Here is a 26343-nt window from a genome sequence, read left to right as displayed (position 1 = left end):
GTGGCTGGCCGCGCCCGAGACCTGTCCGGCGACGGCGGTCGGTTTTGATTTTGACGGCGCGCCATTCAGCCATGTCGGCACGCTGGTGACCTTCGAAGTACTGGTCCGGCGTTTTGTGCTGGACGCGGTGATCCCCGACAGTCTGGGACGGTTGATCCACTTCCTGGACGTCGGTGGGGTACCGACCCCGGAGGCGGCGGGGGTAAAAAGCATTCTTGCAGGGCTGCGGGAAACCATTACGGACGATGACCAACTGCTGGCGGCAGCTTGCTCGCTGTTCGACGGCTTACTGAGGTCCTGTGAAATGAGGTCTGGCAATCATGAGCAAAACGGTCGTTCTTCCGCAGAGTGACAGTCCTTCCGTCGTCGCTTCCGTCTCCTTCTGGCAGGCATTTCGCTTTTGGCTCAAGCTTGGCTTCATCAGCTTCGGCGGGCCTGCCGGGCAGATCGCCATGATGCACCAGGAGCTGGTGGATAACCGACGCTGGATATCGGAAGGGCGATTCCTGCATGCGCTCAATTTTTGTATGGTCCTGCCCGGCCCGGAGGCCCAGCAGCTGGCGACCTATATCGGCTGGCTGATGCATAAAACCTGGGGAGGCGTCATCGCCGGGGTGCTGTTTATTTTGCCCTCGCTGGTGTTACTCATCGCCCTGGCGTGGATCTATCTCGTCTGGGGGGATGTCGCCGTGGTGGCGGGGATCTTTTATGGCATCAAACCCGCCGTAGCGGCGATAGTATTGCAGGCGGCGCACCGCATCGGCTCGCGGGCGCTGAAAAATGGCGCCTACTGGACCATCGCCGCCGCTGCCTTTGTCGCTATTTTTGCGCTGAACGTTCCTTTTCCGCTGATCGTCCTCGCCGCGGCACTGGTGGGTTTTATCGGCGGACGGCTGGCGCCGACGATATTCGGCAAAGCGGACGCCCACCGTGCGCAGAGTCACCCTGGCGGAGCCGCCATCATTGATGACACGACGCCGATCCCGGCCCATGCCATTTTCAGCTGGCGGCGTACCTCTCAGGTGCTGATCGCCGGGATGCTGCTGTGGCTGGTGCCGATGGCCGCCCTGACGCTAATGCTGGGCTGGGCGCATCCGCTGACCCAGATGAGCTGGTTCTTTACCAAAGCCGCGCTGATGACCTTTGGCGGGGCATATGCCGTCTTACCTTATGTTTACCAGGGGGCGGTGACCCACTATGGCTGGCTGACGGCAGGGCAGATGATGGACGGCCTCGCTCTTGGGGAATCGACCCCTGGACCGTTGATCATGGTGGTGACCTTTGTCGGGTTTGTCGGCGGCTACACCAAAGCGGTGTTGGGCGTCGATGATGTGCTGCTGGGGGGCATCGCGGCGGCGTGCCTGGTGACATGGTTTACTTTTTTACCCTCGTTTATCTTTATTCTCGCCGGCGGGCCGTTTATTGAAACGACCCATAATAAGGTGGGATTTACCGCGCCGTTGACCGCCATCACCGCCGCGGTGGTGGGCGTTATCCTGAATCTGGCGCTGTTTTTTATCTGGCATAGCGTCTGGGGGCCATCCGGTTTCGACCCGTGGTCCGCAGCCATTGCCCTGGGCGCCGCCGGGCTGCTGTTTCGCTATAAGTGGAAGCTGACCTGGGTACTGGCCACCGCCGCCGCGGTAGGGCTTATCGTCCATATGGCGGGACTGTCCGGCGCAGGATAAGGTCGGCGTTGGGCTGAGAGAAACGTGGACAGATGGGGTAGTGGGGAGGGAGGCCAGTGCCTGAGCAGGCCCTGGCCGGATGGGTGGCAATTATTTATCTACGGGAGGCTCCTCCGCGAGATGCAGTTGACAATATTGCTCAACGCCCGCCTTTAGCATGTTAATAATCACCAGCAGTGTGGGTAAGTAAGGCACCAGTTTAACTAACAGCGAACTGATGGGTTCATCAATCAGCGCCAGCAGGGTATCCACTTTCTTTTTCCATGTTTTGTTATATTCCACACAAAAATTTTTAATATCGGCCGGCTGCGTTGAACGGGCAATCTGTTCGAGTTCTTCAATGGCGTTGAGTGCCGCTTTTATTTTCTCAATGTCGATTTGTTGAGTCATATTCGCCTCACGGTAATCGGAAAAAACTGGATCATTCTTTATGTGGATTAAATAACAGCCACGGTAAGGTGTAATCGTACAGCGCTTTCACCGGCACCACGGATAAGTGGAAATGTTTATCGTGCGGGCTGACGCCATGGTAATCCCGCCATACCCAAGGCTGGACAGAAGCGCTAATGATCCGTTTGTTCCAGATAATATATTTAATTCGTTTGTCTTTGCTGGCGACCAACGCATCGACAATCGCCTGAGCATCACATTTATGTTGAGGATCGTGGGTAATATCGATAGCCGTTACCACACCAATATTTCCATCTATCACCTGCGGATTATGATCCGAGTTGGTGTGGGCATGATGTTCATCACCAATGGTGCCATCGCTGTCCGTGTTGCGATGCGGAGCATATTGATTAATCTGATCTCTGAGTATCAGCAGACTCTTTGCGACACGCCATACCATGTTATTTACCCTCCGGATTGAAACAGGGGTTTGAGCTGACCGGCTCTGCGCCATGAACCACGTCCTGATGAACCGGAGAAGGGGGGGCAGGATCGGCTACTGGATCCGTTTTCACGCTGCTGACTTGTTGCTTTTTCAGGTTTTTCACTTGCAACAGATAATTAAGAATGACGTTCCAGAATGCCGATCCGCCGCTTGCCATCAGGCCAATACATAATGTCATCAGGTCCGGATGTTTAATGGCCGAGAAACTGCCGGCGACGAAAGGTTGGGTCAAAAACGCCGTCACAATACCGGCAACCACCGCTAATATCTGCAGGGCAGATTTGCGTCGTCCTTCGATGACCGGATCCTGATTTTCCAGATTAAGCCAGGGAAAATACCCTTTGATTATCTCTACCAGTCTTTCCGAGGCGATACTGATGGCGATCAGCATCGTAATGATGTTTTCAAGTTGCGAAGAAATGGCATCGCTCATATTATCCTCACTATTGCTGTGTTGAATAAAAATAATTTACAACGTTTTTATCATATGCTTAATTCATAGGGGCAAATTTATGTCGACTCATTTTACGGTCATTTTTGTCGTTCAGGCCGGTAATCGGCAAGTTGTAATAAAATGACAGCGCGTAATAAATAATCCGCCAGAGTGTGTTCGGAATAACTATTTAATCCGACACGAAAACTGAACCGCGGAATTAACCCGTGATAATAAATTTATCGTCGCTTTTTTGATGAGTATAACGGAGGAAACAGAGACGCCACTCATTCATATGAATGAGTGGCGTAAAAAAACTCGCCGCGCGGGCAGGAGGAAGAGAAGCGGGCCAGCGACCGGTTAGCGCGCCCCGGAATGGGACGCTCAGGTCGTGGGGCTTTCGCGGGTGGCCCGCGCCAGCGGGTTGCCGTCCAGTTCCAGCTGGTCGCGCAGCGCCCAGCCGCGCAGCTTGCCGGGGTTAAGTAATCCCGCCGGGTCGAGAGACTGTTTCACCGCCACGACGTCGGGACGAATCACGCCCTGTTTGCCGTCCTCAACCTGCAGCACGTGGGGGTTGTTAATCTTGACGTCGTTGTCGCGAAATATCTGCATGATGGCGTTAAGACGTTCGGGCGTGGTATAGCGCACCAGCTGCAGACCGCTGGCGGTGAGATTGCCCTCGATATCGCGCAGGAATTCAATATGGGACATCACCTCCCCGGCGAAGTGCTGCTCCATCTGTAAAATTTGCTGCGGATAGCGCAGCGGATCAAACGCCGTCTGCAGATAGGTCAGCGTATTGTCCACCTTGAGCGCATGCAGGGTGGTGTGGTTCCAGCAGTATTCCATTAACGAGCCGTTGCGCGTCCGGGCCTCCTCGCTGGCCTGCCGGATGGCGTTGCTCCCGCGATGGCGCGGTAACAGGCTGGCGCAGAGTCCTTCGCTCTCCTCGGCGATCAGGCTGATAACCGCATGCTGCCCGGCGCGGTAACGATCGTTGAGGTGGCTAAAATAGTCAGCGATCGGCGTGGCCAGCAGCGCCACCTGGCGCTTCACCAGCCCCGGCGAGCGGACGCAGGCGTTGGCATAGTTCAGCGCATCGGCGAAATCGTCAAACACGTCCAGACGTTCAATCCACTGGTGCGCAGGCGCCAGCGCCAGCTCAACCTCCAGGATAATGCCGTTGGTGCCGTAGGCGTGATGCAGGAGCAGCGCTTCGGGAGCCGGGACGGTCAGCACGCGGGGGACCGGCTCGACGGTCATTACTTTGACGCTGAGCACATTGCCGGGCGCAGCCAGCGGCCCATAGTTGATGGAGCCGATGCCGCCGAACCCGCCGCCGTAGAGACCGCCCAGGCTCGCCAGTCGATAGGTCGACGGCATACAGCGCAGCTCCCAGCCCGTCTGGCGGGCGGCGGTTTCGATGTCCGCCAGGCGAATGCCGGCCTGGGCCCTCACTGTGCCGTTGCCGAGGGCGACGATCTGGTTGAGCCCGGTCATATCCACCAGCAGCCCGCCTTCGAGGGGGACCAGTTGGCCATAGTTGCCGGTGGCGCTGCCGCGCAGGGTCAGCGGCAGCTGGTGCTGCGCGCAGGCGCAGACCAGCTGGCGCAGCTCCTCTTCATCGCGCGGGCGAACCACCGCGTCCGCCTGTTTCCCCGCCAGTTGCTCGGTGAGTAGCGGACTGAACCAGTGAAAATCGCGGGAGAGCCGTTTGATCTTCGCCGGCTGTAAGGTCCACTCCAGCGCCGGGAGTGCCTGCTGGATCGCCGCGACCGCGTGTTGACGCTGTTCATCAGTCATCATTCTTTTTCCTGTTCGTCAGCAGAACATTAATGAGATTGCACGGCTTCGCTTTCATGCCAGGCGCTGAGCGCCCGGCGCGAGACCCAGGACATCACGCCAAACAGCGCGATACCGGCGAGAGAGATCAGCAGCAGCGCGGCAAACATCAACGGGATATCCAGCTGGTAGCCGGCCTGTAGGATCTGATAGGCCAGCCCGGTATTGGTCCCGCCGGTCCCGGCGACAAACTCCGCCACCACCGCGCCAATCAGTGACAGCCCACTGGAAATACGCAGCGCGCCGAAGAAATAGGGCAGCGCCGAGGGGATACGCAGCCGCACCAGCGTTTGCCAGCGGCTGGCGTGATTGAGGCGAAAATAGCTCAGCAGGCCGGGGGAGACGCTGCGCAGTCCCTGAGTGGTATTGGAGATGATGGGAAACACCGCCATCAGGGTGGCGCACACCACCAGCGAGAGCGTGGCATCCTTCACCCAGATGATGATCAGCGGGGCGATGGCGACGATCGGCGTCACCTGCAAAAACACGATGTAGGGAAACAGGGCGGTTTCCACAAAGCGGTTCTGCACCAGGATAAACGCCACCGCGGCGCCGATGACAATCGACAGCAGAAACGAGATCAGGGTGATCTTGAGGGTGAACAGCAGCGCCAGCAGCAGCGGCGTGAGATGCGTCCACAGGCTTTCCAGCATCACCAGCGGCGACGGCACCAGAAAGGCCGGGATACGGAAATAGCTCACTGCGCCCTGCCACAGGAGCACCATCGCCACCGCGACGAGGGTCGGATAGAGAATTTTGAGAAAACGCGGATGCTGGATCCACGGCGTTGCGGTTGTGGTTTTCATATTATGGCTCCATACCAGACTGGCTGGCCTGCAATAGACTGTCCTGCAGCTGACGGGCATACAGGGAAAAGGCCGGGCTGACGCGGAACGCCTCGCTGCGCGGGAACGGCTCGCGGATGGCGATATCTTCGACCACCCGTCCGGGACGGGCCGCCATCATGATCACCCGCTGGGAGAGAAACACCGCTTCGTGGATCGAGTGGGTGACGAACACTACCGTCAGGTTCTGCTCCTGCCAGAGACGCAGCAGGTCGCTGTCGAGTTTGTTACGCGTAATTTCATCCAGCGCGCCGAAGGGCTCATCCATCAGCAGCAGCTTTGGTCGGGTGACCAGGCCGCGGGCGATGGAGACGCGCATTTGCATGCCGCCGGAGAGTTCGCGCGGCAGGACGTCGGCGAATTTGCCCAGCCCCACCAGCTCAAGGACTTCACTCACCCGGGTATTGCCCTCCGCGCGCGGCACGCCGGCCAGATCCAGCGGCAGCCTGACGTTATTGCGCACGCTGCTCCACGGCATCAGGGTGGCTTCCTGGAAGACGAACGACAGCGGATGCTGGGCCTTTTCCCGACTGTCGCGCCGCCACAGCATCAGCTTGCCGTCGCTGGGCTCCACCAGGCCGGCGACCATCTTCAGCAGGGTGCTTTTACCGCAGCCGGACGGGCCGAGCAGGGTAATAAACTCCCCCTGATTGATGGTCAGGTTGACGGGCAGCAGCGCCCGGGTGCCGTTGCTGTAGATTTTCTCCGCCGACAGCACCTCGATGGCCGGGGTGGCAGCGGCGGGTATAAAGCGGGTATCGCTCATCACGGTCAGTTTCGGGGCGGTATTCATGGCATCACTCCGGCGTCTTTGACCATCTCCAGGGTGTAAGTCTGCTCAAACGGCACCTTGCTGGCGTCGATCAGTTTGTTTTTCACCAGCATGTCCCAGGTTTTCTTCAGCCGCGGCTCGGTGATGATGCCGATGCCGCCGGTCTTAGCATCGCCGCCGGTCACCAGCTGGTACTGCTTCATCTGGGCAATGCCAAAGGCGATCTGCTCGGCGCCCATTTGCGGATTTGCTTTACCGATCAGGCTGTTGCCGGGGGTGGGATCCTGCAGGTAGCTTTTCCAGCCTTCCATGGAGGCTTTGACGAAGGCCGCCACCGCCGCCGGACGTTTGCGGATGGTGTCGGCCATACAGATAATCGAGTTGCCGTAGGGCGGGTAGCCCCAGTCGCTGAGCGGATAGACATAGAACGGCTGCCCGCCTTTGGCGACGGAGAACGGCTCGGAGGTCACGTAGCCCTGCTGCACCAGGTTTTTATCGGCGAGGAACGGCTGAACGTTAAAGGTATAGGGGCGCACTTTGCTGCCAGCCAGACCCAGCTCGCTTTTCGCCCACGGCCAGAAGGAGGTATAGGCCTCGGTGGCGAGCAGGAAGGTTTTGTCTTTAAGTTCCGCCGGGTTCTCCACCTTGTCATGGGTGATAAACACCGTCGGCGAGTGCTGGAACACGGTGGCGACGGTCACCGCGTGCACCCCGGCCTGCCAGGTCTCCAGCGCCTGGCCGTTGTCGCCAAGGGTGCAGTCCGCCTGACCGGCCGCCATCAGCTGCATGACGTTGATCTGCGGGCCGCCCATTTTAATTTCGACATCGAGACCGGCGTGTTGATACAGCCCAGTGGCCTGGGCCTGGTAAAACCCGCCGTGTTCGGCCTGGGCATACCAGTTGGTGAGAAAGGTAAACTTCTCCGCCGCGAAGCAGGAGGCTGAGGTCGCGAGGGCGGCCACGGTCAGCAGGGTAAAAACGGGCGTCAATCTGGTATTCATCAGGGCTCCCTGGATTCAGCAGCGAAAGAAGGTGGTAGGGACTGCACAAAGCCGTGCCAGTGCTGTTTGCCCCAGGTCGGTTCGCGACGTTCGACCCAGGCCATGCGGTGGATCTCGATGATCGCCTGCGCCCAGCTGGCGGCGAGGGAGTCGAGAAGCCCTTCGCCTTGCTCCCGCGTCGCCGGGGTCGGGTCGCCAATCACCCCGCTGGGGCCAAAGTCATACGACGCCCACGCCGCCGCCGGACGACCTTTCGACAGGGTTGGGCAGGGGAATTCCGGCGGGAAGTTGGCGACCGCCCGCTCCATATGAACGCACTCCGGGGCCAGCGCCAGCATCAGCGCCGTTTCGCTATGCCCGGCGTGCATCGCCATCCGCTGTTCATGCGGGCTGAGAAACTGTTTTTCGCAGTTGGGCACGTTGAACACGTCGTGGGGGATGGCGATGAAATCCCCGTGGCGCAGGCGCATTTCCCGGCAGGCGATCTGCAGGATCTGCGGCTGGCCGCCGTGGCCGTTGATCATCAACAGCTTGCGAAAACCGGCCCGATAGAGAGATTCGGCGATCTCCAGCAGGGTATGCAGCAGCGTATCGCCGCTAAGGGTCAGGGTGCCGGGAAAATGCAGATGCTCCTCGGACTTACCGTAGACGATCGGCGGAATGGCGTAGGCCGGGATCGTCGCCGGCAGCCTGGCGAGGGCATGGCCCGCCACGCCGGAAGATATCACGCTGTCCACCGAGCAGGGCAAATGCGGGCCGTGCTGTTCGATCGCCCCGGTGGGGAGGACGATAACCGTATTGCTTTTATCCGGCAGGGCGGCCACGTCCGTCCAGCTCAGAAAAGGAAGAAAGCGCGCGGCAGGAATGTAACCGTTAATCATCGCGGTGCCTCGGAGTTAAATGACGGGGGTAACCAGACGGTCGCTTCGACTTCAATCAGTACCGTGGCGTCGGGCAGCATTTCGCTGACCTGCACCACGGTGGAAACGGGCGGCTGGTCGGGGTAAAACAGCTTCCTGACCCGGCTGTAATAGGGAAAATGGTCAAGGTTGCGAAAGTACTGCACCAGCTTGATAACGTCGCTCATCTGCCCTCCCGCGGACGCCACGGTGCGGCGGATGCTCTCCAGGACGTACCAGCTCTGGGCGAGGATCGGGCCCTGTTTCGCATCGGTCGAAAATTCGCCGGTCGCCCCCAGCAGCTCCCGCACCGGCTCAGGCACATCCTGAAAGCCGTTGACGATGGTGCCGGTCAGGGGATTGACCGGAATAATGCCGGAGAGAAAGATAAAATCGCCGGCTCTGCGCCAGGCGGCATACCGCGCCAGCGGCGCCCCGGCGCCTGCTTCAAGACTCATGTGCCATCTCCTCCTGCCACACGCGCCGGTGGGTTAACCTGCCGTGGTTAACCACCAGACGGGCGGCGCTGTTTAAAGGCCAGGTAAAACGGTCGCTACCCGGGAAAATCACTACGCTGGCCGCCGCCCCGACGGCAAAAGGCGCCGCGTCTGCCGGCGAACCGGTTAGCGCCGCGCGATCGCAGATCAGCCGCGACTGCCGGTCGAACAGGTCGCTGAGCTGAGCGCTGAACAGACCGCAGGCCAGGGTGTCCAGCGGGTCATAGCTCCCCGCCGGGCAGAAGGCATCCTGCACGTTGTCGCAGCCGAGCAGGGTGGCCACGCCGGCGGCCTGCGCCTCGTGCAGCAGGGTGATCCCCCGCAGGCGCGGCGTGCGGCCGAACGTCGCATCCTGCAGCAGCAGGTTGGTCATCGGCAGAGCGATAAGGGTGACGCCGTGCGCCGCCAGCTGGCGCAGGATCGGCGCCGCCTGTTCGTCGCTGCCGGCGGCCAGTGCGCAGCCGTGGCTGCAGCAGATATGCCCGGGAAAAGGGTGGCGGGAGAGATGATCCGCCAGCCAGGTCAGCCCCTGAGACACTTCGCTGAGCTCCTCATCAATATGCAAATCCAGATCCAGATCCCAGCGGGCCGCGCTGTACAGCAGATTTTCCATGGCGGTGGCGTCCCAGTTGGAGGAGTGGATGAAGCCGCCCAGCAGGCAGCGCTCTCCGCTGTTGGCGACCGTCCGGGCGATGGCCTCCGCTTGCGCCAGCTCGCGAAACAGGGGCAGCGGGACCAGCGCCACCCGCTCCAGGGTGAGGCCGACGGTATCGAGGCGGGCGATCTCCTGCCAGGCGTCCGGCGCGTCGGCGGTAAACCAGTCGACATGGCTGCGCAAATGGGTCACGCCATTCGCTGCCGCCCGGGCCAGCGCGGTGGACGCTCGGCGTTGAATATCCGCCCTGGACCAGTGTCGGCGATCCTCATGCATGGCGTGGATCGCCGGCAGCAGCCCGGCCTGCGCTGGACGGCAGCGTTCAATAGTGAATGTCTTGTCCAGATGGGCATGGGGTTCCACCAGGCCGGGGAGCGTCAGGGCTCCCGCCAGGTCCCACAGGCCGGGAGTCGGCTGGTCGGTTGGGGTCAGTGTGGCGATCCGGCCGTCGCGAAAGGCCAGGTCCGCCAGCAGCGGTTCACCGTTGGCCCGCGTCGGCCAGCCGTCGGGCAGCGCCCAGGCCGGGAGTCGGGCGCGGCTGATACCGGTGAGCGGCGCGCAAGAGGAGGGGAGCGTCATCGTCAGTCTCCTCACAGATCCAAAACCAGACCCGGCGATTTCGCCCGCGAACAGCAGAGCGTGATCTGGTCGTTGCCGGCTTTCTCTTCCGCCGTCAGCACGCTGTCCCGGTGCTCGGGGATCCCGTCGAGGACCCCGGTAATACAGGAGCCGCACATTCCCTGTTCGCAGGAGAGCATTACCTCCACCCCGGCGTGCTGTAATACCTGAGCAATGGTTTGATCCGCGGCCACCTGCAGGCGCTGCCCGCTGGAGGCCAGCTCAATATAAAACGCATTTTTCGCCGCAGTATTATTTTCCGCCGCGGGAGTAAAACGCTCGAATACGAACTGCGACGGCGACCAGCGATATTCCTCCATGACCGACCGCAGTCTCTGAATAAAACCCTCCGGGCCGCAGGCTATTACTGCGGTATCAGGGTGGGGCACAGTTAAGCATTCGGGGACCCGCTGGCGAAACGACGCGCCTTCCTCGCTGCAGTGAATGGCCACCGTGCTGTTCGCAGTCAGCTGGTTCAGGCGCGGGGAGAAGGCGGTCTGGCGCGAACTGGCGACATAATAATGCAGCTCCAGCGCCCCCTTTCTGGCGGCAATCGCTTCAGCCATCGCCAGCAAAGGCGTGATGCCGATACCGCCGGCAAACAGCAGGTAGCGCCCGGCCTGCGGCAGGGGAAAATGGTTGCGCGGCGGCGAAATGGCGAGCCGATCGCCGGCTTTGAGCTGCTGGTGCAAATAGCGTGAGCCGCCGGTGGAGGTGTCAGTCAGTCTGACGCAAATTTCATAAGTATTACTGCGGTCAGGCGTGCCGCACAGGGAATACTGCCGCGGGCCGACGCCGGGAATAATAATATCGATATGCGCCCCGGCGGAGTAGGCCGGTAATATTTCACCGGCCGCCGCCTGCAAAATTATGGATAGATTTCCCTGTCCGTTGGGGCGTATTTCCCCGACCGAGACCGAAATAAGATCGTGGCTGTGCATTACCGTTTTCTCTCCCTCACTCCGCTGTCTGCAGGGCGGCCAGGGGCGGCGAAGAGATAACTCCCCTTCGCGGTGAACTGTCCGGCGTGCAAGAAAATGGGTGAAACGATCGTTTCTCCGCTATGAATGCTACGGTATTGTGATAAAACTGTTGCGTCCAGAGCTTTGATTCGCACAACCCGTTGCAAAAAAGAGAGCACCCAAACCATGTTTGCCTTCTCCCGATTTCTGCTCTATTTCACCGAAGTGGCCCGTCAGGGATCGTTTCGTAAAGCGTCAGAGGCGCTGCATGTGTCGGCGTCTTCCATCGACCGTCAGATTTTGCGCGTGGAACAGGAGCTGGCGATGCCGCTCTTCGAGCGCCATCCCACCGGGCTGCGGCTGACCGCCGCCGGGGAGCTGCTCCTGCACGCGGCCAATAACTGGAAAAAGGACTTTACCCGGGTCTGCGAGCAGCTGGATGACCTGCGCGGGCTGCGGCGCGGGCATGTGCGCATCGCCACCATCGATGCCATTAACCGGCATTTCTTTTCGACGATGCTCAAAGAGGTGCATAAACATTATCCCAACATCTCTTTTACATTGACCACCATCAACAATATCCACATCCAGCAGGCGCTGATCTCCGGCGAGGCGGATTTCGGCATCATGCTCAATCCCCAGACCTCTCGTGAACTGCAGGTGCGGGCGTTTGCCGAGATGAATATGGGGATTGTGGTGCCCACCGGCCATCCGCTGGCCAGCCGCAGCGCGGTGCGCTTTAGTCAGTGCCTCGACTACCCCTTAATCCTGCCGTCCGCCCCATTGATGATCAGCGAGCCGGTGGAGGCGCTGGTGAACATCAGCGGCAACGAGGTAAAGGAGGTGGCGGTATCGAATAACATTCACATGATCCGCACCCTGATCAAAGAGCAGATGGGCATCGGCATTCTGTGCCGGCTGGATATTCTCGATGAGATTGAGTCCGGCCAGTTGGCGTTTGTGCCGCTAACCGATCCGCAGCTTAAGCCTTTCACGCTGGCGCTGTGCGTCTCGCCCGCCCGCCAGCTTTCCCTTGCCGCCTCGATGATGCTGAACCAGCTGGAGATGCTCTTCAGCCAGCTGTGAAATGTCGGGCAGGCACTAAAATCATTCATTAGCGCACTATTATGGTGCGTTTCTTGTGGGCATGAATCAAAGGTTGCATGCCCAAGGGGGGCGGCGCAGGCGATTTCTCGCGGCCGCTCGCGGGCGATAAAATCTGGCATTGTTTTTGTATAGCTGAGTGTGAGTAGAAGCGGTCAGTACGGGTTATCCATACGGGACATTGCTCAGTCACCATGTCGCGGTTCAATGTTGACCGGGATGGGAGGCTGAGCCACATTCGCTCGCTCCCCCTCCCGGCGTAAAGAGGAGAGGGATATGAAAACAGGCGCACGCCTTCCCCGGGGCATACGCTGGCTGGGCCTGATGGCTCTCGGCAGTGTCTCGCTGGCCGTTCAGGCCGAGGAGAAAATCGTTCTGCTGACCTCCTGGTACGCCCAGGCGGAGCAGGGGGGTTATTATCAGGCTCAGGCCACCGGGCTGTACAAAAAATATGGTCTCGACGTCGAGATCCGCTCCGGCGGACCGCAGGTCAACGGCATGCAGTTGCTGTTGTCGAAGCGGGCCGATGTGATCATCGGTTACGACCTGCAGCTGCTGGAAGGCATTCAGCGCGGCTTCCAGGCAAAGGCCATTGCCGCGCCCTTTCAGTACGATCCCCAGGGGCTGCTGACCCATGCCGATGTCACCTCCCTGCAGGGGCTGAAAGACAAAACCCTGCTGGTCTCCAGCTCCGGTCAGGCGACGTGGTGGCCGTGGCTGAAGGCGCAATACCAGCTGAGCGACGCGCAGGTTCGCCCCTATACCTTCAATATTCAACCCTTTGTCGTCGATGACGCTGTCGCCCAGCAGGCCTATGTCAGCTCCGAGGTGTTCCAGGTGCAGAAGGCCGGAGTGAAGGCGCACTTCTTCCTCTTTTCCGAACACGGCTATCCCCCCTACGGCGGCATCCTTATCGCCCGCCCGGATACCATCGCCGAGCGTAAAGCGGCGATGGCGAAGTTTGTCCGCGCCTCAATGGAGGGCTGGGTGAGCTATCTCAAGGATCCGGCGCCGGGCAATGCGTTGATTAAGCAGGACAACCCGAAAATGACCGACGATCTGCTCGCCTGGGGCGTGACCCAGATCCGTGAGCATCACCTGATCGACGGCGGGGATGCCGCCAGCCAGGGCTGGGGGACGATGACCGACGCGCGCTGGCAGAAGACCCGCGACTTTATGGTCAGCGCCGGTCTGCTGGCGGCGGCCACCGACTGGAAACAGGCCTACACCACCGAATTTGTTCAGGCCATGCAGGTTAAACCCTGAGGAGCGACGCCATGTCATTAATTATTAAAAATGCCCATGCCATCCTCAGCGGTCTGCCCGGAGAGGCGGCGCGGCTGGCCGGGCCGGATATTCGCATCCGCGACGGCAAGATTGCCGCCATCGGCAGCCTGACGCCGCTGCCGGAAGAGCGACAGATCGATGCCCGCGACTGCGTGATCTATCCGGCGTGGGTGAACACGCACCACCATCTTTTTCAGTCGCTGCTGAAGGGCGAGCCGCAGGGGCTGAACCAGAGCCTGACGGCCTGGCTGAGCGCCACGCCGTACCGCTTTCGCGCGGCTTTCGATGAACATACCTTTCGTCTGGCGGTGCGCATTGGCCTGGTGGAGCTTCTGCGCTCGGGCTGCGCCAGCGTGGCGGATCACAACTACCTGTACTGGCCGGATATGCCTTTCGATACCTCGGAGATTGTCTTCAGCGAAGGGGAAGCGCTGGGGATGCGCATCGTCCTGTGCCGAGGTGGGGCGACCCAGGGCCGGGCGGTGGAACAGGATCTGCCGGTGGCGCTGCGTCCGGAAACCTTCGACAGCTATATGGCGGATGTCGAACGGCTGGTCAGCCGCTATCACGACCCCCGGCCCGAGTCTCTGCGCCGGGTGGTGATGGCGCCCACTACCGTCCTGCACTCCGCGCCGGGCGCCCAGCTGCGGGAGATGGCGAAGCTGGCCCGCCAGCTGAGGATCCGGCTGCACAGCCATTTATCGGAAACCGTCGATTATCTCGATGCCGCGCGGCAGAAATTCTCCATGACGCCGGTTCAGTACTGTGCGGAACACGACTGGCTGGGAAATGACGTGTGGTATGCCCATCTGGTGAAGCTGCTGCCGGAGGAGATTGCCCTGCTGGGCCGTACCGGAACCGGCATCGCCCACTGCCCGCAAAGCAACGGCCGGCTGGGCAGCGGCATCGCCGATCTGCTGGCGTTAGAGCAGGCCGGGGTCCCGGTCTCGCTGGGGGTGGACGGCGCCGCCTCGAATGAAGCGGCGGATATGCAAAGCGAAGCCCATGCCGCATGGCTGCTGCAGCGCGCGCGCAAGGGGATGCTGGCGCAGCCGCGCTACGCCGGGGGCACCTTCGAGGGCGGGGCCGATGCGGCCACGGTGGAGGATGTGGTGCGCTGGGGCTGCGCCGGCGGGGCGCAGATCCTCGGCTTAGCGCAGAGCGGCACCCTGCAGGTCGGCATGCAGGCGGACCTCGCCATTTACCGGCTGGACGATCCGCGCTACTTCGGCCTGCACGATATGGCCATTGGGCCGGTGGCCTGCGGTGGGCGCGCCGCGCTGAAGGCGCTGCTGCTCAATGGCCGCCCCATCGTGGAAGACGACGCCATTCCCGGTCTCGACCTTGACGCGATGCGTCACGACGCGCTGGCGGCCGTCCGTACCCTCCAACAGCGCGCCGCTGTTTAACTGATAACAGGATAATGACGATGAACGCAACCACCCAGAATCAACGCTATGCCTTACAGGAACTGGAAAAAGAGGCGCTGATGGGCGCCGAGGGCGAAGAGACCTTCGTCCGCGAAGTACGCTGTATCGACCTGTCGAACTTTGCCGCAAGAAAAAATGACATTGCCGAACAACTGTGGGAGGCGGCGGTGGAGATTGGCTTCTTCCAGGTCAGCCATCACGGTATTCCGCTGGCGGATATCCGCCAGGCGTTCAGCATGACCGAGGCGTTTTTCGACCTGCCCGACGAGGTGAAGCGCCAGTATCCGCTGGCCGGTAACGCCGGCTGGGAAAGCAAAGCGCAGGTTCGGCCGTCGACCCGCACCCCGGATCAAAAAGAGTCGTATCAGATAACCCGGCCTCTGATGGCCGGGCGCTGGCCCAGCGATCGGGAGCTGCCAGGCTTCCGGCAGACGATGCTCGGGTTTGAGTCGCAGTGCTGGCAGCTGGGGATGAAGATCCTCTCCTGCTTTGCTTTAAAGCTCGGTTTTCCGGAATCGTTTTTTACCACCGCGCACGATCCGCAGCGTGACACCTATCAGAGCACCTTGCGCATGCTGCATTACTATGCAACCGAGCAGTCGCAGCAGGGGATGTGGCGGGCCGGCGCGCACACCGATTTTGACTGCCTGACGCTGCTGTTCCAGCGCCCCGGCCAGGGCGGCCTGCAGGTTTGTCCCGGTAAAGACCGCGAAAGCCAGCAGTGGACCAGCATTGAGCCGCGCGAGGAGGTGATCACCTGCAATATCGGCGATATGCTGATGCGCTGGAGCGACGACCAGCTGCCGTCTAACTTCCATCGGGTGAGAAATCCGCTGCCCCATGAATATCAGGGGCCGCGCTACAGCCTGGCGTTTTTCTGCCAGGCCAATAAAGATGTCGAGATCCTCGGGCCGCAGAGGAAGTACCCGCCCATCAGCGCCGAGGATTATCTGCAGCAGCGGATCCAGGCCAATTTTGCCAAAGGGTAAGATGCGCTCTTGAATGGTATACCTGCCGCCGGCTTTCGCTGACCGGGCGGCAGGATATCCGGCGCTGAGCTTTTCAGGTGGTAGGGCTTGCCGATGCGGGTGACAAAGGTATCTCTGCCGCAGCTATAAAATCGATAAAACAGCGTATTCTTGGTGACAGGTAGCGGCTGGCGGGCCACAGGACCGAGAAATGCCCATCCTTGTCGCAACAGCCGGGCAACACCTCCTGCAGTTGTCCCTCATCCATTGCCTCGCGCACGACAAAATCAGGCACATAAGCGATGCCCATCCCCGCCGCGCTTAAGCGAATGGCGGCCTCAATGTTATTGACCGTCATCACGGCAGCGGACCTGAAATCTCCCGTCAGTCGCATACCGCGCAGTTCCCAGGGCTGGATCAGCCCCGTCGCGGGGAAGCGGAAAAAAATGCACTTGTGCGCCGCCAATTCCGCTGGCGAGTCGGGGGCGCCGTATTCCGCCAAATAGGCCGGGCTGGCACAGAGCACAAAACGAAAGCCTCCCAGCGTTCTGGCGATCAAGCGGGAGTCCGCTAATTCACCGCTGCGGATAGCGACATCAACTCCCTCATCGATCAGATTGACCAGCCGGTCGCTAAAGTCGAGATCCAGTTCAACCTGCGGATAAAGACGGCTAAAGGCGGTGAGGGCGGGGAGCAACAGGCGGTAGCCAATGACGGGCAGTGAAATCCTCAGTTTGCCGGTGGGCTGTGAGAGACTGCTGGTCAGCTCTGACTCGGCCTCCTGGATCTGCTCCAGGATACTCTGACAGCGGGTCAGAAATGCGGCCCCCTCCGCCGTCAGGCTGACGTTTCTGGTGCTGCGGTTGAACAGCCGGACCCCCAGTTTATGCTCAAGCCGGGCGACATTCTTACCCACCGCCGAGGCAGATATGCCCAGCAGCCTGGCGGCCTGAACAAAGCTTAGCGTTTCGGCGGTGCGGACAAAGGACGTCAGCGAGGTGAGGCTGTCCATCGATTATAAACCTTATGTCTCTTAAGAAGATATTTTCAGTCTATTTATCGGCAATAACATCCGCAATAGGATGGCGACAGTTTATTCATTCCTTGCCGACTGATGAGGGCCGCCCGATGTTACTCCCCGCCAGAACACCTTCCCAATACGCCAGCGCCCTGGCCGCGCTTTCTGTCTTTATGGCGGCCTTGCTGCTGCCGTTAAGTTTTACCGGCGGCGTCATGACCACCCCCGCGATACAGCAGTCGCTGGGCGGCTCTCCCGCTGCGCTGTCGTGGCTGACCAATGGCTTTATGTTGACCTTCGGCAGCTTTTTGCTGGCCGCAGGGGTGACGGCGGATGCGATCGACAGAAAACGTATTTTTATCGCCGGCGCCGCGCTGTTTTGCCTGAGCAGCCTGCTGTTTTGTCTGACGCACAATCTCTTCCTGTCAGGCGTGTTGAGGGCGCTGCAGGGCCTGGCCGCGGCGATGATTTTAGCCAGCGGCAGTGCGGCGCTGGCCCAGCTGTATGATGGCGCCCAGCGGACGCGGGCATTCAGCATCCTGGGCACGGTGTTCGGCGCCGGCCTGGCGTTCGGCCCGCTGCTGATCGGCTTCATGACCGACGCGGTGGGCTGGCGCGGGGTATACGCCCTGTTTGCGCTGCTCTCGGTGATGGTTCTGCTTATCGGTCTGGCGTATCTGCCGGTGGCAGAAAAAAGCGAGCCGCGGACACCCGACAACCTGGGCTTAACCCTGTTTACGCTGGCCCTGATGCTTTTTACTGCATCGCTTATGGTCATTCCGGCCCGCGGTTTTTTATCCCTGACCACGCTGGCCTTGCTCATCGCGTCGGGGGGGCTGTTCGTGGCGTTTGTCGTACGCTGCCGGAGGGTGAACAACCCGGTGCTGGAACTCTCCCTGCTGCGTCATCCGCGTTTTGTCGGCGTACTGTTGTTGCCTGTCGCCACCTGCTGTTGCTACGTGGTCCTGCTGATTATTGTTCCACTGCATTTTATGGGCGGAGAGGGGATGAGTGAGTCGCAGAGCGCACTGTATCTGATGGCGCTGACCGCGCCGATGCTGGTTTTCCCATCCGTTGCGGCCCTGCTCACCCGCTGGTTTTCACCGGGGCAGGTGTCCACGGCGGGACTGATGATGGCCTCCGTCGGGTTGCTGTTGCTGGGCGATGCTTTTCACAGTAACCACCTCCCGCAGCTGGTGCTGGCGCTGATCCTCTGTGGGGCGGGGGCGGCGCTTCCCTGGGGACTGATGGATGGCCTGGCGATATCCGCTGTGCCGGTCGCCAAAGCCGGTATGGCGGCAGGCCTGTTCAACACCGTACGCGTTGCCGGCGAGGGGATCGCCCTGGCGATAGTCTCCGCGGTATTAACGGCAAGCAATACCCTGACCCTGCAGAGTCGCGTTCACGGGTATGCGCCTGAGGTGATTGACCGCGCCGCAGGCTGGCTGGGGGCCGGCAATATGCCGCAGGCGGCTGCGCTTTTGCCTGACTTTTCCCTCCGGGCGCTGCGCGAGAGCTATGACTCTGCTTATACGCTACTGTTTAGCGGGCTGGCGGTCGTCACCCTGCTGTGCGCCCTGATGGTCTGGCGGACGCTATGCCGGAAGGGGGGCGCTATCCAAACCCGCGACAGTGGATCCTGAACCCCCTTGATAGCGCGGTGGCGTCACGCTTCCCGGTCTGCTCAGCGAACCGGAACTGTTATTGTTTCGCTGACGGAATTATGCTGATTAGGGCGGCCATATGCGCCGCTCCGGCAACGGAAACTGTGACTGACAGGCGGCGGTATGGCGAGTGATACGGACCGGATTTATATCGAGATCCTGGAAACGGTGCTGATGGCCACCCTGGATCCTGATTTGTGGAAATCGGCGCTGCAGAAACTGGCGTTTCTCACCGGCAGCGCCTTGATGGAGCTCTTTAACGTCAAGCCCGCCGAAAACGCAGTGGCGGAGCTGCTGGTGCGGGGCATGACGCCTTACATCTGGGCGTATCTATCGCCACGATCGGAACCCACCTTAGCGCCCTGTACCAGAAAACCCATACTCGACATCAGGCAGAGCTCCTGCTGATTCTCCGCGTAATCGACGGCGAATGGTTTCGCTCGGTCAGGAATGATGGTCGCGCAGGAAAACGGTCAGCACCTCTTTCGGCGGCACGCCGCCGCATTCGCCAATCATCCAGCCCACCGCGCCGCGGTGATAGGCGCCGTGAAAGAGCATGTGGTTCAGCATCTCCATCGCGGTCATATTGCCGTCGCCACCGTCGACAAATTTGAAGGCGATACGTTCGTGGAAATCGGCGGGGGTCATGGCGCTGACGTACTGAATGTATTCGTCCGTACAGGCGGTCATGGCCGTTTCCAGCTCATCAACGGTTGGCGTCTCAGGGGTATTCAGCGCGGTGTAGCCGTGCGGCCTGCTGCGCAGATTCGCCCGGAAAATCATATCAACGACATGGATATGGTTCATCAGCCTGATGGTCAGGTGACGCTTTTCGCCATGTACCGTTCCGTCAATCGCGCGGATCGCCTGTAAGGTGGCAAGGTCAATCCAGCGCTTGTATTTCAACAGCGTTACTACTGTGTCTTTGTCCATAGTCGGTCCCGGGTTGGTTGAACCGTTATCATACTGGTTATGCCGGTGAGCCGTCACTCACCGGCACCAGGCACAAAAAAGCCTCGCCGAGGCGAGGCTTTTCAATAAGCAGATGATTTAGTCAAACACACCGTTAATCACGGCGGTGACGATCGCGGTGCTCAGGGCCACCAGCACCAGATCATCGCCGACCGCCCGCCATTCATAGCCCGGATAATAGGGCAGGTCGTTAATCATAGAAGCTGGCAGGGTCTTTTTGGCGATCCCCGGAGGGAGCGGTTTGCCGCGGGCAACATTTTTGGCGATACCCGGCGGCAGCGCCTGATAGCCGACCAGACCGTAGTTCACGGCAAGGGAGCGCGCCCGTGAGAAGCTAATATCGCTGTCGACGTGGTCGGGCTTGCCGTAGTTTTTCCGTTTGCCGTGATCTTCAGTGGACTGGCCTTTATTTTGCCCTTTATTGCCATGGTCGCCACTGTTACCGTTGTTACCATGATTGCCGCTATTGCCATGGTTACCACTGTTCCCGTGATTACCACCGCCGTTGCCATTGCCATTACCCGGGTTGGCATACGCTGGCGCGGCCATGACGGCAAGAGAAATAACCGCCGCCAGTGCTGTTTTGAGAGTGCGACGCTTAAGCATGATGTTGATACCTTAACAGGGAGTACACGCTTAAAAAATAAGATAAAGCTATACCCCAGGCAATCTCATGTTGTCTTATTTTTTTGCCCTTATTTAATTAGCGGCGGGAAAAGGGTAGCGGGACGCGGACGAGCAATTCCATTGCTGCGTTTTGACAGACGGGCGACCGCGCCCCGCTAAATATCTTGCCGGGAGGATCGCTCCCGGGCGTGGAGAAAAAATGCCCGAAGCCATTGGGCAAAAGAGTACAAAGATGTTCCGCTTCATTTATCGCGCGTCTCACAAGACGGGGCGGATAGTAAATCCTGGCGCTGCCGCGCACAATCGGTCGGTTGTTTAGAAATAAATAACCCCATTGACCGCGCTCAGGATGCGACCCAATGACAGGCGACCCGATGGCCCGGGGCCACCTCGCGCAGCGCCGGAGGCTCTCTGCGGCAACGTTCGCTGGCCAGCGGGCAGCGGGATGAAAAGCGGCAGCCGGCGGGGGGATTGGCCGGATCCGGGATCTCGCCTTGCACCAGCGCCTGCGGTTCGCTGTGCGGGTCGAGGGTCGGCACCGCAGCCATCAGGGCGCGGGTATAGGGATGGAGGGGGCGGCTGAACAGCGCATCGCGGCTGGCGCTTTCCACCAGTTGCCCGAGATACATCACCGCCACATCGTCACATAAATGCTCCACCACCCCGAGGTCGTGGGAGATAAACAGAAACGTGACGCCGCGGTTGTCGCGCAGGTCGGAAAACAAATTGATGATCTGCGCCTGAATCGACACATCAAGGGCCGAGATGGGTTCATCGGCGACGATAAAATCCGGGTTGAGGATCAGCGCCCGGGCAATACCGATCCGCTGACGCTGGCCGCCGGAAAACTGATGCGGGAAGCGGGCATAATGTTCCGGCGCCAGGCCGCAGATCTTCATCACGTCGATCACCCGGTCATATAGCTCATTGCGGGCGCACAGTTTGTGCTGCAGCATGGCTTCGCCAATCGCGTCGCCAATACGCAGCCGCGGGTTCAGCGAGCTATAGGGGTCCTGAAACACCAGCTGCATCCTGGGCCGGATAGCGCGCAGGGCAGGCGCGGTCAGGTCGGCCAGCTCCTGACCGTGAAATTTCACGCTGCCGGCGCTCTTCTCGTACAGGCCAAGCAGGGTCCGGCCGACGGTGGTTTTACCGCTGCCGGACTCGCCCACCAGGCCAAAAATGGTGCCCGGACGGATATTAAAGCTGATGCCGTCCACCGCGCGAAGCTCGCCGGTCTGCTGACCAAACAGGCCGTCGCGTAGCGGAAAATATTTTTTCAGTCCATCCACTTCAATGACATAGCGTTCGCTCATGATGTCACCTCCGCAAATTCGCTATAAAAGCATGCAGCACGTTGGCGGTCGCCGAGCAGCGGCGGAATCGCCTCCCGGCAGCGCGCCGTCGCCCGCTCGCAGCGCCCGGCAAAGGCGCAGCCCGCCGGCAGGGCGGCCAGATCCGGCACCTGGCCGGGAATTGAGTACAGCCGCCGACGCCGCTCACCGGGCACCGGTCGGGAGGCGATCAGCCCCCGCGTGTAGGGATGCTGAGGATGCCGTAGCACTTCCGCGGTGGCGCCTTGTTCCACAATTCGTCCGGCATACATCACCACCACCTGCTCGGCCATCTGCGCGATCACCCCCAGGTCGTGGGTAATCAGCATCATCGCCATCTGGCTGGCCCGCGCCCGATCCCGCAGCAGGCGTAGGATCTGCGCCTGCACGGTCACGTCGAGCGCGGTGGTGGGTTCGTCGGCGATCAGCAGTTTGGGCCGACAGCTCAGCGCCATGGCGATCATCACCCGCTGCAGCATGCCGCCGGAAAGCTGGTGAGGATAGCGGGTCATCAGGCTGTCCCCGCGCGCCAGGCCGACCTCGCTTAACAGCTGGATGGCCTGATGCCAGGCGGCTTTCGGCGTGGCGCTGAGGTGGCGGATCGGCGGTTCGCACAGCTGCTCCCCGATGGTCAACACCGGGTTGAGGGCCGACATCGGTTCCTGAAAAATCATTGCCAGCTGGTGACCGCGCAGATCGGCCATCTGTCTGGCTTTCAGCCGCAGCAGATCGCGGTCCGCGAAGCGGATCTCGCCGCCGTCGATGCGCGCCGTCTGCGGCGGCAGGAGGCCCATCAGCGCCATGGCGGTGACGCTTTTGCCGCAGCCGGATTCACCCACCACGCCAACGGTTTGCCCGGCCTGAATGGTGAAAGAGACCTCCTGCACCGCGCGCACGCGAGAGCGTTCGCCGGCGAAAGAGACGGAGAGATGATTAAAGGAGACTAACGGCGTGGTCATTTCAGCCTCGGTTTCATATTGGGATCCATGGCATCGCGCAGGCCATCGCCCAGCACGTTGATGGCGATCACGGTGATAAAGATGGCGATGCCCGGCGGCATCCACAGCCAGGGGCGGCGCTGGAAATCGATCAGGCTGTTAGCGGCATCCATCATATTGCCCCACGACGGCGTCGGCGGCAACACGCCGAGGCCGAGATAGCTCAGCGCGGATTCACTGAGAATGGCGTTGGCGACGGCCATGGTCGCCATCACCACCAGAATCGGAATGGTATTCGGCAGCAGGTGGCCAAACAGCCGGCGACGCGCCGACAGGCCCAGCACCTGGGTGGCCAGCATAAAATCGCGTTCGCGCAGGGAGAGACATTGCCCGCGCACCAGCCGCGCCAGTCGGGGCCACTCCAGCAGGCTGAGCATCACCACCACCATATAAATGCGCGAGTCCGGCGAAAAATCGAGCTCAGAAAGCATCGCCCCGGCGACGATCAATAGCGGTAACCCGGGGATAGTCATCACCAGGTCGGCCACGCGCATGATCAGTTTGTCGGTTAACCCGCCGACGTAACCCGAGAGGGCGCCGAGCAGGTAGCCGAGGCACACCGACATCACCATGGTCAGCAGGCCGATAATCAGCGAGATGCGCCCGGCCAGCAGCAGGCGGGTATAGACATCGCGACCGAGGAAATCGGTCCCCAGCCAGTGTTCCGCCCCGGGCGGCTGGTTGATGCTCAGGGCGTCGGTGGCATCATCACTCCACGGCGACCAGACGGGCCCCAGCACGCACCACACCGCCATCACCGCCAGCAGGATCAAGCAGAACATGGCCTGCCGGTTACGGCGCAGCTGTCGCCACCCCTGGCGCCAGGGAGAGGGGGTAATGTGCGCCAGCGCCGGGATAGCCGCCTGCCGCTGGCGGCGACGGGAAGCTAAGTAAGACAGGATCATCATGACCTCACCCGAATACGCGGATCGGCCCAGGCGTACAGTACGTCGGCGAGCAGATTCCCGACGATCGTCAGCACCGCCAGAAACAGGGTAAACCCCATCAGTACCGGATAGTCGCGGGCGGCCAGCGAGTCGATATGAATGTGGCCCGCCCCCGGCCAGTTGAATACCTTTTCGGTAATGATCGCCCCGGAGAACAGCCCCGGCAGCTCGAAGCCCAGCAGGGTGATAATCGGCAGCAGGGCGTTGCGCAGGGCATGTTTGAGGATCACCGTGCGCTCCTGCAACCCCTTGGCGCGGGCGGTACGGATAAAATCCATTTTCACCACGTCGAGCATACTGGCGCGCACATAGCGCGTCAGGCTGCCCGCCTGCAGCATCACCAGCGCCAGCACCGGCAGCGCCAGATGGGCAGCCACCTGCAGCACATACTGCCAGCCGCTCTCGTCGCTGCCGGTATTGGTCATCCCGCCTACCGGCAGCCAGTGGAGATCGACGGCGAACCATTTAATCAGCAGCAGGCAGAGGAAAAAGGTGGGGAACGACATGGCGGCAAACACCGCGACGCTCACCAGATGATCAAACCAGGAGCCAGGGCGCAGGGCAGAAACCACGCCCACCGCCAGGCCGATGCCCCAGTAAAAGACCAGCGCGACGCTGGCCAGCAGAAAAGAGTTCCAGATGTACTGGTTGAGCAACTGGCTGACCGGGATCTGATACTGCAGCGAAAAGCCTAAATCACCGCGCAGCAACTGTCCCAGCCAGTGGAGGTAGCGGGTCAATAGCGGCTGGTCGAGGCCGTAGATCGCCTTCAGCTCCGCGGCGCGGGCAGCGGTCAGGGTGATATTGCCATCGATAAAGTCGCCGGGGGTTTTGGCAAACAGCAAAAAAATAATGAAGGAGGCCAGCAGCAGCATCGGCAGCGTTTGCAGCAGGCGCCTCAGGATGAAATTTCTCATGACGGTCTCACATCAGCCGCCGGTTAACCCGGCGGCCAGGGATTTATTTGACGATTTTTACATCCGGCAGGCTGCCGGTCAGGCCGTTGTAGATATCCGGCTTAAAGCCGCTGACGCGGGCGCTGCTGGCGGAAAGGATCTCGCGATAGCCGAGCAGGATCACCGGCGGATCGTCGGCCAGCACTTTATACAGCTGGTGGTAGATCGGCTTGCGCTGTTCGATGTCGAGCACCGCGTTGCCGGCGTTAATCAGCTTATCGACTTCCGCGTTATGGTAGCCGGACTCTTTAGCTTCGCTGCTGTAGAAATCCCATACCCCGTCGTGCGGGTCGTTGAGGGTGCTGGTGCTGAACGAGGCCAAATCGTAATTTCCGGCTTTGCGCTGCGCCATCAGGGCGTTGAAATCCACCACCTGCGGCTTCAGCAGCACGCCGATCTGCCGCCAGTTCTCCTTGGCGATGGGGATCAGCGCATCGTTGAGCACCTTCTTGCTCACCAGCAGGGTCAGCTCCAGGCGCTGGCCGTCTTTGGCGCGGATACCGTCGGCGCCTGGTTTCCAGCCGGCCTCATCCAGCAGCTTTTTGGCCTGTGCCGGATCGTAAGGGTAAGGGTTGACGCCTTCAGCGTTAAAGGCCCAGGAGATCGGCGCGATCGGTTCGATGGCGACTTTGCCGTATCCCTGATAGACCACGTCAATCAGCTTCTGCCTATCCAGGCCGTAAATCAGCGCCTGGCGCACCCGCTTATCCTGTAGCGCCGGGCGATGCACGTTGAATTCCACCTGGCTGTAGTCGCTGGAGCCGTAAAGATTAATATTGGCGAAGCCGAGCATCTTCAGTTGCTCAATATCGTCGGGGCGCGAGGTAAAGGCGTCGTAGTCGGTCTCCCCGGTCTGGAACAGCTGGAAGTTGGTGGACGGATTGGTCACGCGATAGATAAAGCGCGGCGTTGGCGGCGTCCCACGGTAAAAATGGCTATTGGCATGGAAGCGTATTTCCTGACCGGGAATATATTTGTCGTACACGTAAGGGCCGTTGCCCAGCGGCTTGCCGTGCAGTGAGCGCAGATAGTCGAGATTCCCCCGCTGATACCCTTTGCCGTACCAGGCTTTCGACAGTACAGGCCCGCCAATTTTGGCCAGCGTGGTGGCGCCTGGCTGCGTGGTGGTCACCTGCAGGGTGAGCGGGTCGATGACCTTCAGGCCGCTGACGCTGTCAGCCTTGCCGGCTTTGTAGTCCGCCCCGCCGGCGATATTGGCCAGGGTGATGTCGGTATCGCCATCATAGCTGGGGTCGAGCAGGACCGTCAGGGTAAAGGCGACATCTTCCGCCGTCAGCGGTGAGCCGTCGCTAAAGGTGAGACCAGGGCGCAATTTGATGGTATAGACTTTGTTATCCGGGCTGACCGTCCAGCTCTCCGCCAGTCCCGGGACCAGCTTGCCCTGGCTGTCCCAGTCGATCAGGCGTGAAAAAATGACGTTAGTCACGTTCTCATCCCAGCCGTTGACGAAAAAGTAGGGGTTAAAGATCCCCTGCGGCTCGGAGATCCCGGCCACCACCGTGTCTGTGCGCAGTTTGGCGCTGGCCGGGATCTGGCTGGCTTCAGTGGCCGGGGTGATACCTTCTTTCAGGAGACCCTCAGCAAAGACAGCAGAAGAAAATGCTACCACGCCGCCGAGCAGGGCCACTTTTAGCGCCAGGGCGAAGCGGGTTTGTCTGGTTTTTAATCCTTGTTGTAATCTGGACAAAAGTGCTACCTCATCAAATGATTGCGTGGTTATTTACAATTCATGACGAAAGATAAGAGGCGCACTTCGCCCTGTCTAACACTGAAACGCTATGATTTATAACTAATTATCCTTAGCAAAGGATCGGCAATATAATCCCATTTTATGGCTATGAAGCAGTGGTTTCCGCTGTCTGATGATGGTTGGTCAGCATGCTGTCTGCGACCCAGCTTTTCAATCGCGA

Annotated in this window: 27 protein-coding genes; 8 read left to right on the top strand and 19 right to left on the bottom strand. The window is 60.5% G+C overall.

The genetic code is table 11. The annotated features are described in order from the left end of the window. Together BHE81_RS28660 and chrA are read left to right on the top strand one after the other, a co-directional pair. A partial coding sequence (locus BHE81_RS28660; protein ID WP_228268705.1) for a chromate resistance protein ChrB domain-containing protein occupies positions 1–352 on the top strand: 352 nt, incomplete at its 5' end. Next, on the top strand, positions 321–1688 hold the full coding sequence (chrA, locus tag BHE81_RS07955; RefSeq protein ID WP_023301843.1) for a chromate efflux transporter: 1368 nt from the start codon (positions 321–323) through the stop codon (positions 1686–1688). The genes BHE81_RS28660 and chrA, both read left to right, overlap by 32 nt. Positions 1689–1778: 90 nt before the next feature. On the opposite strand, the gene BHE81_RS07950 is transcribed toward chrA, so the two are convergent. The 11 genes from BHE81_RS07950 to BHE81_RS07900 all read right to left on the bottom strand — a co-directional run bounded on the left by BHE81_RS07950 (position 1779) and on the right by BHE81_RS07900 (position 11086). Continuing rightward, complete coding sequence (locus tag BHE81_RS07950) at positions 1779–2078, bottom strand: hypothetical protein (protein ID WP_023301844.1); 300 nt, start codon at positions 2076–2078, stop codon at positions 1779–1781. Between the two features lie 31 nt (positions 2079–2109). Then, positions 2110–2538: a hypothetical protein gene (locus BHE81_RS07945; protein ID WP_015958548.1), complete on the bottom strand. Its 429-nt coding sequence runs from the start codon at positions 2536–2538 to the stop codon at positions 2110–2112. A 1-nt stretch (position 2539) separates the two neighbouring features. Then, entirely contained in the window at positions 2540–3016 is a 477-nt protein-coding gene (locus tag BHE81_RS07940) for a hypothetical protein (RefSeq protein ID WP_015958547.1), read from the bottom strand. A gap of 384 nt (positions 3017–3400) precedes the next feature. After that, positions 3401–4822 carry an FAD-binding oxidoreductase gene (locus BHE81_RS07935; RefSeq protein ID WP_024622671.1) on the bottom strand — a complete coding sequence of 474 codons (1422 nt, stop codon included), beginning with the start codon at positions 4820–4822 and terminating at the stop codon, positions 3401–3403. Positions 4823–4848: 26 nt separating this feature from the next. Continuing rightward, positions 4849–5664: an ABC transporter permease gene (locus BHE81_RS07930; RefSeq protein WP_004145364.1), complete on the bottom strand. Its 816-nt coding sequence runs from the start codon at positions 5662–5664 to the stop codon at positions 4849–4851. A 1-nt stretch (position 5665) separates the two neighbouring features. Then, a complete protein-coding gene (locus tag BHE81_RS07925) occupies positions 5666–6496 on the bottom strand; it encodes an ABC transporter ATP-binding protein (protein ID WP_014907462.1) in 831 nt (276 codons plus the stop codon). Further along, positions 6493–7476 carry an ABC transporter substrate-binding protein gene (locus BHE81_RS07920; protein WP_023301846.1) on the bottom strand — a complete coding sequence of 328 codons (984 nt, stop codon included), beginning with the start codon at positions 7474–7476 and terminating at the stop codon, positions 6493–6495. The genes BHE81_RS07925 and BHE81_RS07920 overlap by 4 nt, the downstream gene beginning before the upstream one ends. Further along, complete coding sequence (locus tag BHE81_RS07915) at positions 7476–8357, bottom strand: creatininase family protein (protein WP_004151186.1); 882 nt, start codon at positions 8355–8357, stop codon at positions 7476–7478. The genes BHE81_RS07920 and BHE81_RS07915 overlap by 1 nt, the downstream gene beginning before the upstream one ends. Then, entirely contained in the window at positions 8354–8833 is a 480-nt protein-coding gene (locus BHE81_RS07910) for a RidA family protein (protein WP_002908128.1), read from the bottom strand. Before BHE81_RS07910 ends, BHE81_RS07915 begins: the two co-directional genes overlap by 4 nt. Next, a complete protein-coding gene (locus tag BHE81_RS07905; RefSeq protein ID WP_023301847.1) occupies positions 8823–10106 on the bottom strand; it encodes an amidohydrolase family protein in 1284 nt (427 codons plus the stop codon). The genes BHE81_RS07910 and BHE81_RS07905 overlap by 11 nt, the downstream gene beginning before the upstream one ends. Before the next feature lie 11 nt (positions 10107–10117). Beyond that, positions 10118–11086, bottom strand: coding sequence for a PDR/VanB family oxidoreductase (locus BHE81_RS07900; RefSeq protein ID WP_023301848.1), 969 nt, complete (start codon positions 11084–11086; stop codon positions 10118–10120). A 207-nt stretch (positions 11087–11293) separates the two neighbouring features. Between BHE81_RS07900 and BHE81_RS07895 the strand changes: the two genes are divergently transcribed. From BHE81_RS07895 to BHE81_RS07880, 4 genes are all read left to right on the top strand, one after another. Beyond that, on the top strand, positions 11294–12193 hold the full coding sequence (locus tag BHE81_RS07895; RefSeq protein WP_110246347.1) for a LysR family transcriptional regulator: 900 nt from the start codon (positions 11294–11296) through the stop codon (positions 12191–12193). 294 nt (positions 12194–12487) lie between these two features. After that, positions 12488–13477: an ABC transporter substrate-binding protein gene (locus BHE81_RS07890; protein ID WP_016529197.1), complete on the top strand. Its 990-nt coding sequence runs from the start codon at positions 12488–12490 to the stop codon at positions 13475–13477. 11 nt (positions 13478–13488) lie between these two features. Beyond that, complete coding sequence (locus BHE81_RS07885; protein WP_023301849.1) at positions 13489–14907, top strand: amidohydrolase family protein; 1419 nt, start codon at positions 13489–13491, stop codon at positions 14905–14907. A gap of 20 nt (positions 14908–14927) precedes the next feature. Then, the gene (locus tag BHE81_RS07880) at positions 14928–15917 is read left to right on the top strand and encodes an isopenicillin N synthase family dioxygenase (protein ID WP_023301850.1); all 990 of its coding nucleotides are present in this window, start codon (positions 14928–14930) and stop codon (positions 15915–15917) included. A gap of 73 nt (positions 15918–15990) precedes the next feature. Here BHE81_RS07880 and BHE81_RS07875 read toward each other — a convergent pair whose 3' ends face one another. Continuing rightward, on the bottom strand, positions 15991–16908 hold the full coding sequence (locus tag BHE81_RS07875; protein ID WP_023301851.1) for a LysR family transcriptional regulator: 918 nt from the start codon (positions 16906–16908) through the stop codon (positions 15991–15993). Between the two features lie 116 nt (positions 16909–17024). On the opposite strand from BHE81_RS07875, the gene BHE81_RS07870 reads away from it, so the two are divergent. Together BHE81_RS07870 and BHE81_RS07865 are read left to right on the top strand one after the other, a co-directional pair. Next, positions 17025–18557: an MFS transporter gene (locus BHE81_RS07870; RefSeq protein WP_023342766.1), complete on the top strand. Its 1533-nt coding sequence runs from the start codon at positions 17025–17027 to the stop codon at positions 18555–18557. 144 nt (positions 18558–18701) lie between these two features. Beyond that, on the top strand, positions 18702–18986 hold the full coding sequence (locus BHE81_RS07865) for a hypothetical protein (RefSeq protein WP_004180186.1): 285 nt from the start codon (positions 18702–18704) through the stop codon (positions 18984–18986). A gap of 36 nt (positions 18987–19022) precedes the next feature. Here the strand turns inward: BHE81_RS07865 and BHE81_RS07860 are convergent, their stop codons facing one another. The 7 genes from BHE81_RS07860 to BHE81_RS07830 all read right to left on the bottom strand — a co-directional run bounded on the left by BHE81_RS07860 (position 19023) and on the right by BHE81_RS07830 (position 26120). Further along, positions 19023–19511 (bottom strand): DinB family protein, encoded by a 489-nt coding sequence (locus tag BHE81_RS07860; RefSeq protein ID WP_016530053.1) that lies wholly within the window; start codon positions 19509–19511, stop codon positions 19023–19025. A 117-nt stretch (positions 19512–19628) separates the two neighbouring features. After that, positions 19629–20156: an anti-virulence regulator CigR family protein gene (locus BHE81_RS07855; protein ID WP_002907918.1), complete on the bottom strand. Its 528-nt coding sequence runs from the start codon at positions 20154–20156 to the stop codon at positions 19629–19631. A 365-nt stretch (positions 20157–20521) separates the two neighbouring features. Next, positions 20522–21493 carry an ABC transporter ATP-binding protein gene (locus BHE81_RS07850; RefSeq protein WP_023342767.1) on the bottom strand — a complete coding sequence of 324 codons (972 nt, stop codon included), beginning with the start codon at positions 21491–21493 and terminating at the stop codon, positions 20522–20524. After that, the gene (locus tag BHE81_RS07845) at positions 21490–22470 is read right to left on the bottom strand and encodes an ABC transporter ATP-binding protein (RefSeq protein ID WP_023342768.1); all 981 of its coding nucleotides are present in this window, start codon (positions 22468–22470) and stop codon (positions 21490–21492) included. The genes BHE81_RS07850 and BHE81_RS07845 overlap by 4 nt, the downstream gene beginning before the upstream one ends. After that, complete coding sequence (gene opp4C / locus BHE81_RS07840; RefSeq protein WP_073545861.1) at positions 22467–23417, bottom strand: oligopeptide ABC transporter permease; 951 nt, start codon at positions 23415–23417, stop codon at positions 22467–22469. The genes BHE81_RS07845 and opp4C overlap by 4 nt, the downstream gene beginning before the upstream one ends. Continuing rightward, positions 23414–24373 carry an ABC transporter permease gene (locus tag BHE81_RS07835; RefSeq protein WP_004175825.1) on the bottom strand — a complete coding sequence of 320 codons (960 nt, stop codon included), beginning with the start codon at positions 24371–24373 and terminating at the stop codon, positions 23414–23416. The genes opp4C and BHE81_RS07835 overlap by 4 nt, the downstream gene beginning before the upstream one ends. Before the next feature lie 43 nt (positions 24374–24416). Next, positions 24417–26120 (bottom strand): ABC transporter substrate-binding protein, encoded by a 1704-nt coding sequence (locus tag BHE81_RS07830; protein ID WP_032411661.1) that lies wholly within the window; start codon positions 26118–26120, stop codon positions 24417–24419. Positions 26121–26343 lie beyond the last annotated feature (223 nt).

Origin of the sequence: Klebsiella sp. AqSCr, assembly GCF_008452795.1 — a bacterium.
GTDB lineage: Bacteria > Pseudomonadota > Gammaproteobacteria > Enterobacterales > Enterobacteriaceae > Klebsiella > Klebsiella pneumoniae.
This window is presented reverse-complemented; position numbering and strand designations above follow the sequence as displayed.

Excerpts from the sequence above, each read along its gene's own strand:
- chrA (WP_023301843.1), top strand. The coding sequence starts at position 321 with ATGAGCAAAACGGTCGTTCTTCCGCAGAGTGACAGTCCTTCCGTCGTC.
- BHE81_RS07950 (WP_023301844.1), bottom strand. The coding sequence starts at position 2,078 with ATGACTCAACAAATCGACATTGAGAAAATAAAAGCGGCACTCAACGCC.
- BHE81_RS07945 (WP_015958548.1), bottom strand. The coding sequence starts at position 2,538 with ATGGTATGGCGTGTCGCAAAGAGTCTGCTGATACTCAGAGATCAGATT.
- BHE81_RS07940 (WP_015958547.1), bottom strand. The coding sequence starts at position 3,016 with ATGAGCGATGCCATTTCTTCGCAACTTGAAAACATCATTACGATGCTG.
- BHE81_RS07935 (WP_024622671.1), bottom strand. The coding sequence starts at position 4,822 with ATGATGACTGATGAACAGCGTCAACACGCGGTCGCGGCGATCCAGCAG.
- BHE81_RS07930 (WP_004145364.1), bottom strand. The coding sequence starts at position 5,664 with ATGAAAACCACAACCGCAACGCCGTGGATCCAGCATCCGCGTTTTCTC.
- BHE81_RS07925 (WP_014907462.1), bottom strand. The coding sequence starts at position 6,496 with ATGAATACCGCCCCGAAACTGACCGTGATGAGCGATACCCGCTTTATA.
- BHE81_RS07920 (WP_023301846.1), bottom strand. The coding sequence starts at position 7,476 with ATGAATACCAGATTGACGCCCGTTTTTACCCTGCTGACCGTGGCCGCC.
- BHE81_RS07915 (WP_004151186.1), bottom strand. The coding sequence starts at position 8,357 with ATGATTAACGGTTACATTCCTGCCGCGCGCTTTCTTCCTTTTCTGAGC.
- BHE81_RS07910 (WP_002908128.1), bottom strand. The coding sequence starts at position 8,833 with ATGAGTCTTGAAGCAGGCGCCGGGGCGCCGCTGGCGCGGTATGCCGCC.
- BHE81_RS07905 (WP_023301847.1), bottom strand. The coding sequence starts at position 10,106 with ATGACGCTCCCCTCCTCTTGCGCGCCGCTCACCGGTATCAGCCGCGCC.
- BHE81_RS07900 (WP_023301848.1), bottom strand. The coding sequence starts at position 11,086 with ATGCACAGCCACGATCTTATTTCGGTCTCGGTCGGGGAAATACGCCCC.
- BHE81_RS07895 (WP_110246347.1), top strand. The coding sequence starts at position 11,294 with ATGTTTGCCTTCTCCCGATTTCTGCTCTATTTCACCGAAGTGGCCCGT.
- BHE81_RS07890 (WP_016529197.1), top strand. The coding sequence starts at position 12,488 with ATGAAAACAGGCGCACGCCTTCCCCGGGGCATACGCTGGCTGGGCCTG.
- BHE81_RS07885 (WP_023301849.1), top strand. The coding sequence starts at position 13,489 with ATGTCATTAATTATTAAAAATGCCCATGCCATCCTCAGCGGTCTGCCC.
- BHE81_RS07880 (WP_023301850.1), top strand. The coding sequence starts at position 14,928 with ATGAACGCAACCACCCAGAATCAACGCTATGCCTTACAGGAACTGGAA.
- BHE81_RS07875 (WP_023301851.1), bottom strand. The coding sequence starts at position 16,908 with ATGGACAGCCTCACCTCGCTGACGTCCTTTGTCCGCACCGCCGAAACG.
- BHE81_RS07870 (WP_023342766.1), top strand. The coding sequence starts at position 17,025 with ATGTTACTCCCCGCCAGAACACCTTCCCAATACGCCAGCGCCCTGGCC.
- BHE81_RS07865 (WP_004180186.1), top strand. The coding sequence starts at position 18,702 with ATGGCGAGTGATACGGACCGGATTTATATCGAGATCCTGGAAACGGTG.
- BHE81_RS07860 (WP_016530053.1), bottom strand. The coding sequence starts at position 19,511 with ATGGACAAAGACACAGTAGTAACGCTGTTGAAATACAAGCGCTGGATT.
- BHE81_RS07855 (WP_002907918.1), bottom strand. The coding sequence starts at position 20,156 with ATGCTTAAGCGTCGCACTCTCAAAACAGCACTGGCGGCGGTTATTTCT.
- BHE81_RS07850 (WP_023342767.1), bottom strand. The coding sequence starts at position 21,493 with ATGAGCGAACGCTATGTCATTGAAGTGGATGGACTGAAAAAATATTTT.
- BHE81_RS07845 (WP_023342768.1), bottom strand. The coding sequence starts at position 22,470 with ATGACCACGCCGTTAGTCTCCTTTAATCATCTCTCCGTCTCTTTCGCC.
- opp4C (WP_073545861.1), bottom strand. The coding sequence starts at position 23,417 with ATGATGATCCTGTCTTACTTAGCTTCCCGTCGCCGCCAGCGGCAGGCG.
- BHE81_RS07835 (WP_004175825.1), bottom strand. The coding sequence starts at position 24,373 with ATGAGAAATTTCATCCTGAGGCGCCTGCTGCAAACGCTGCCGATGCTG.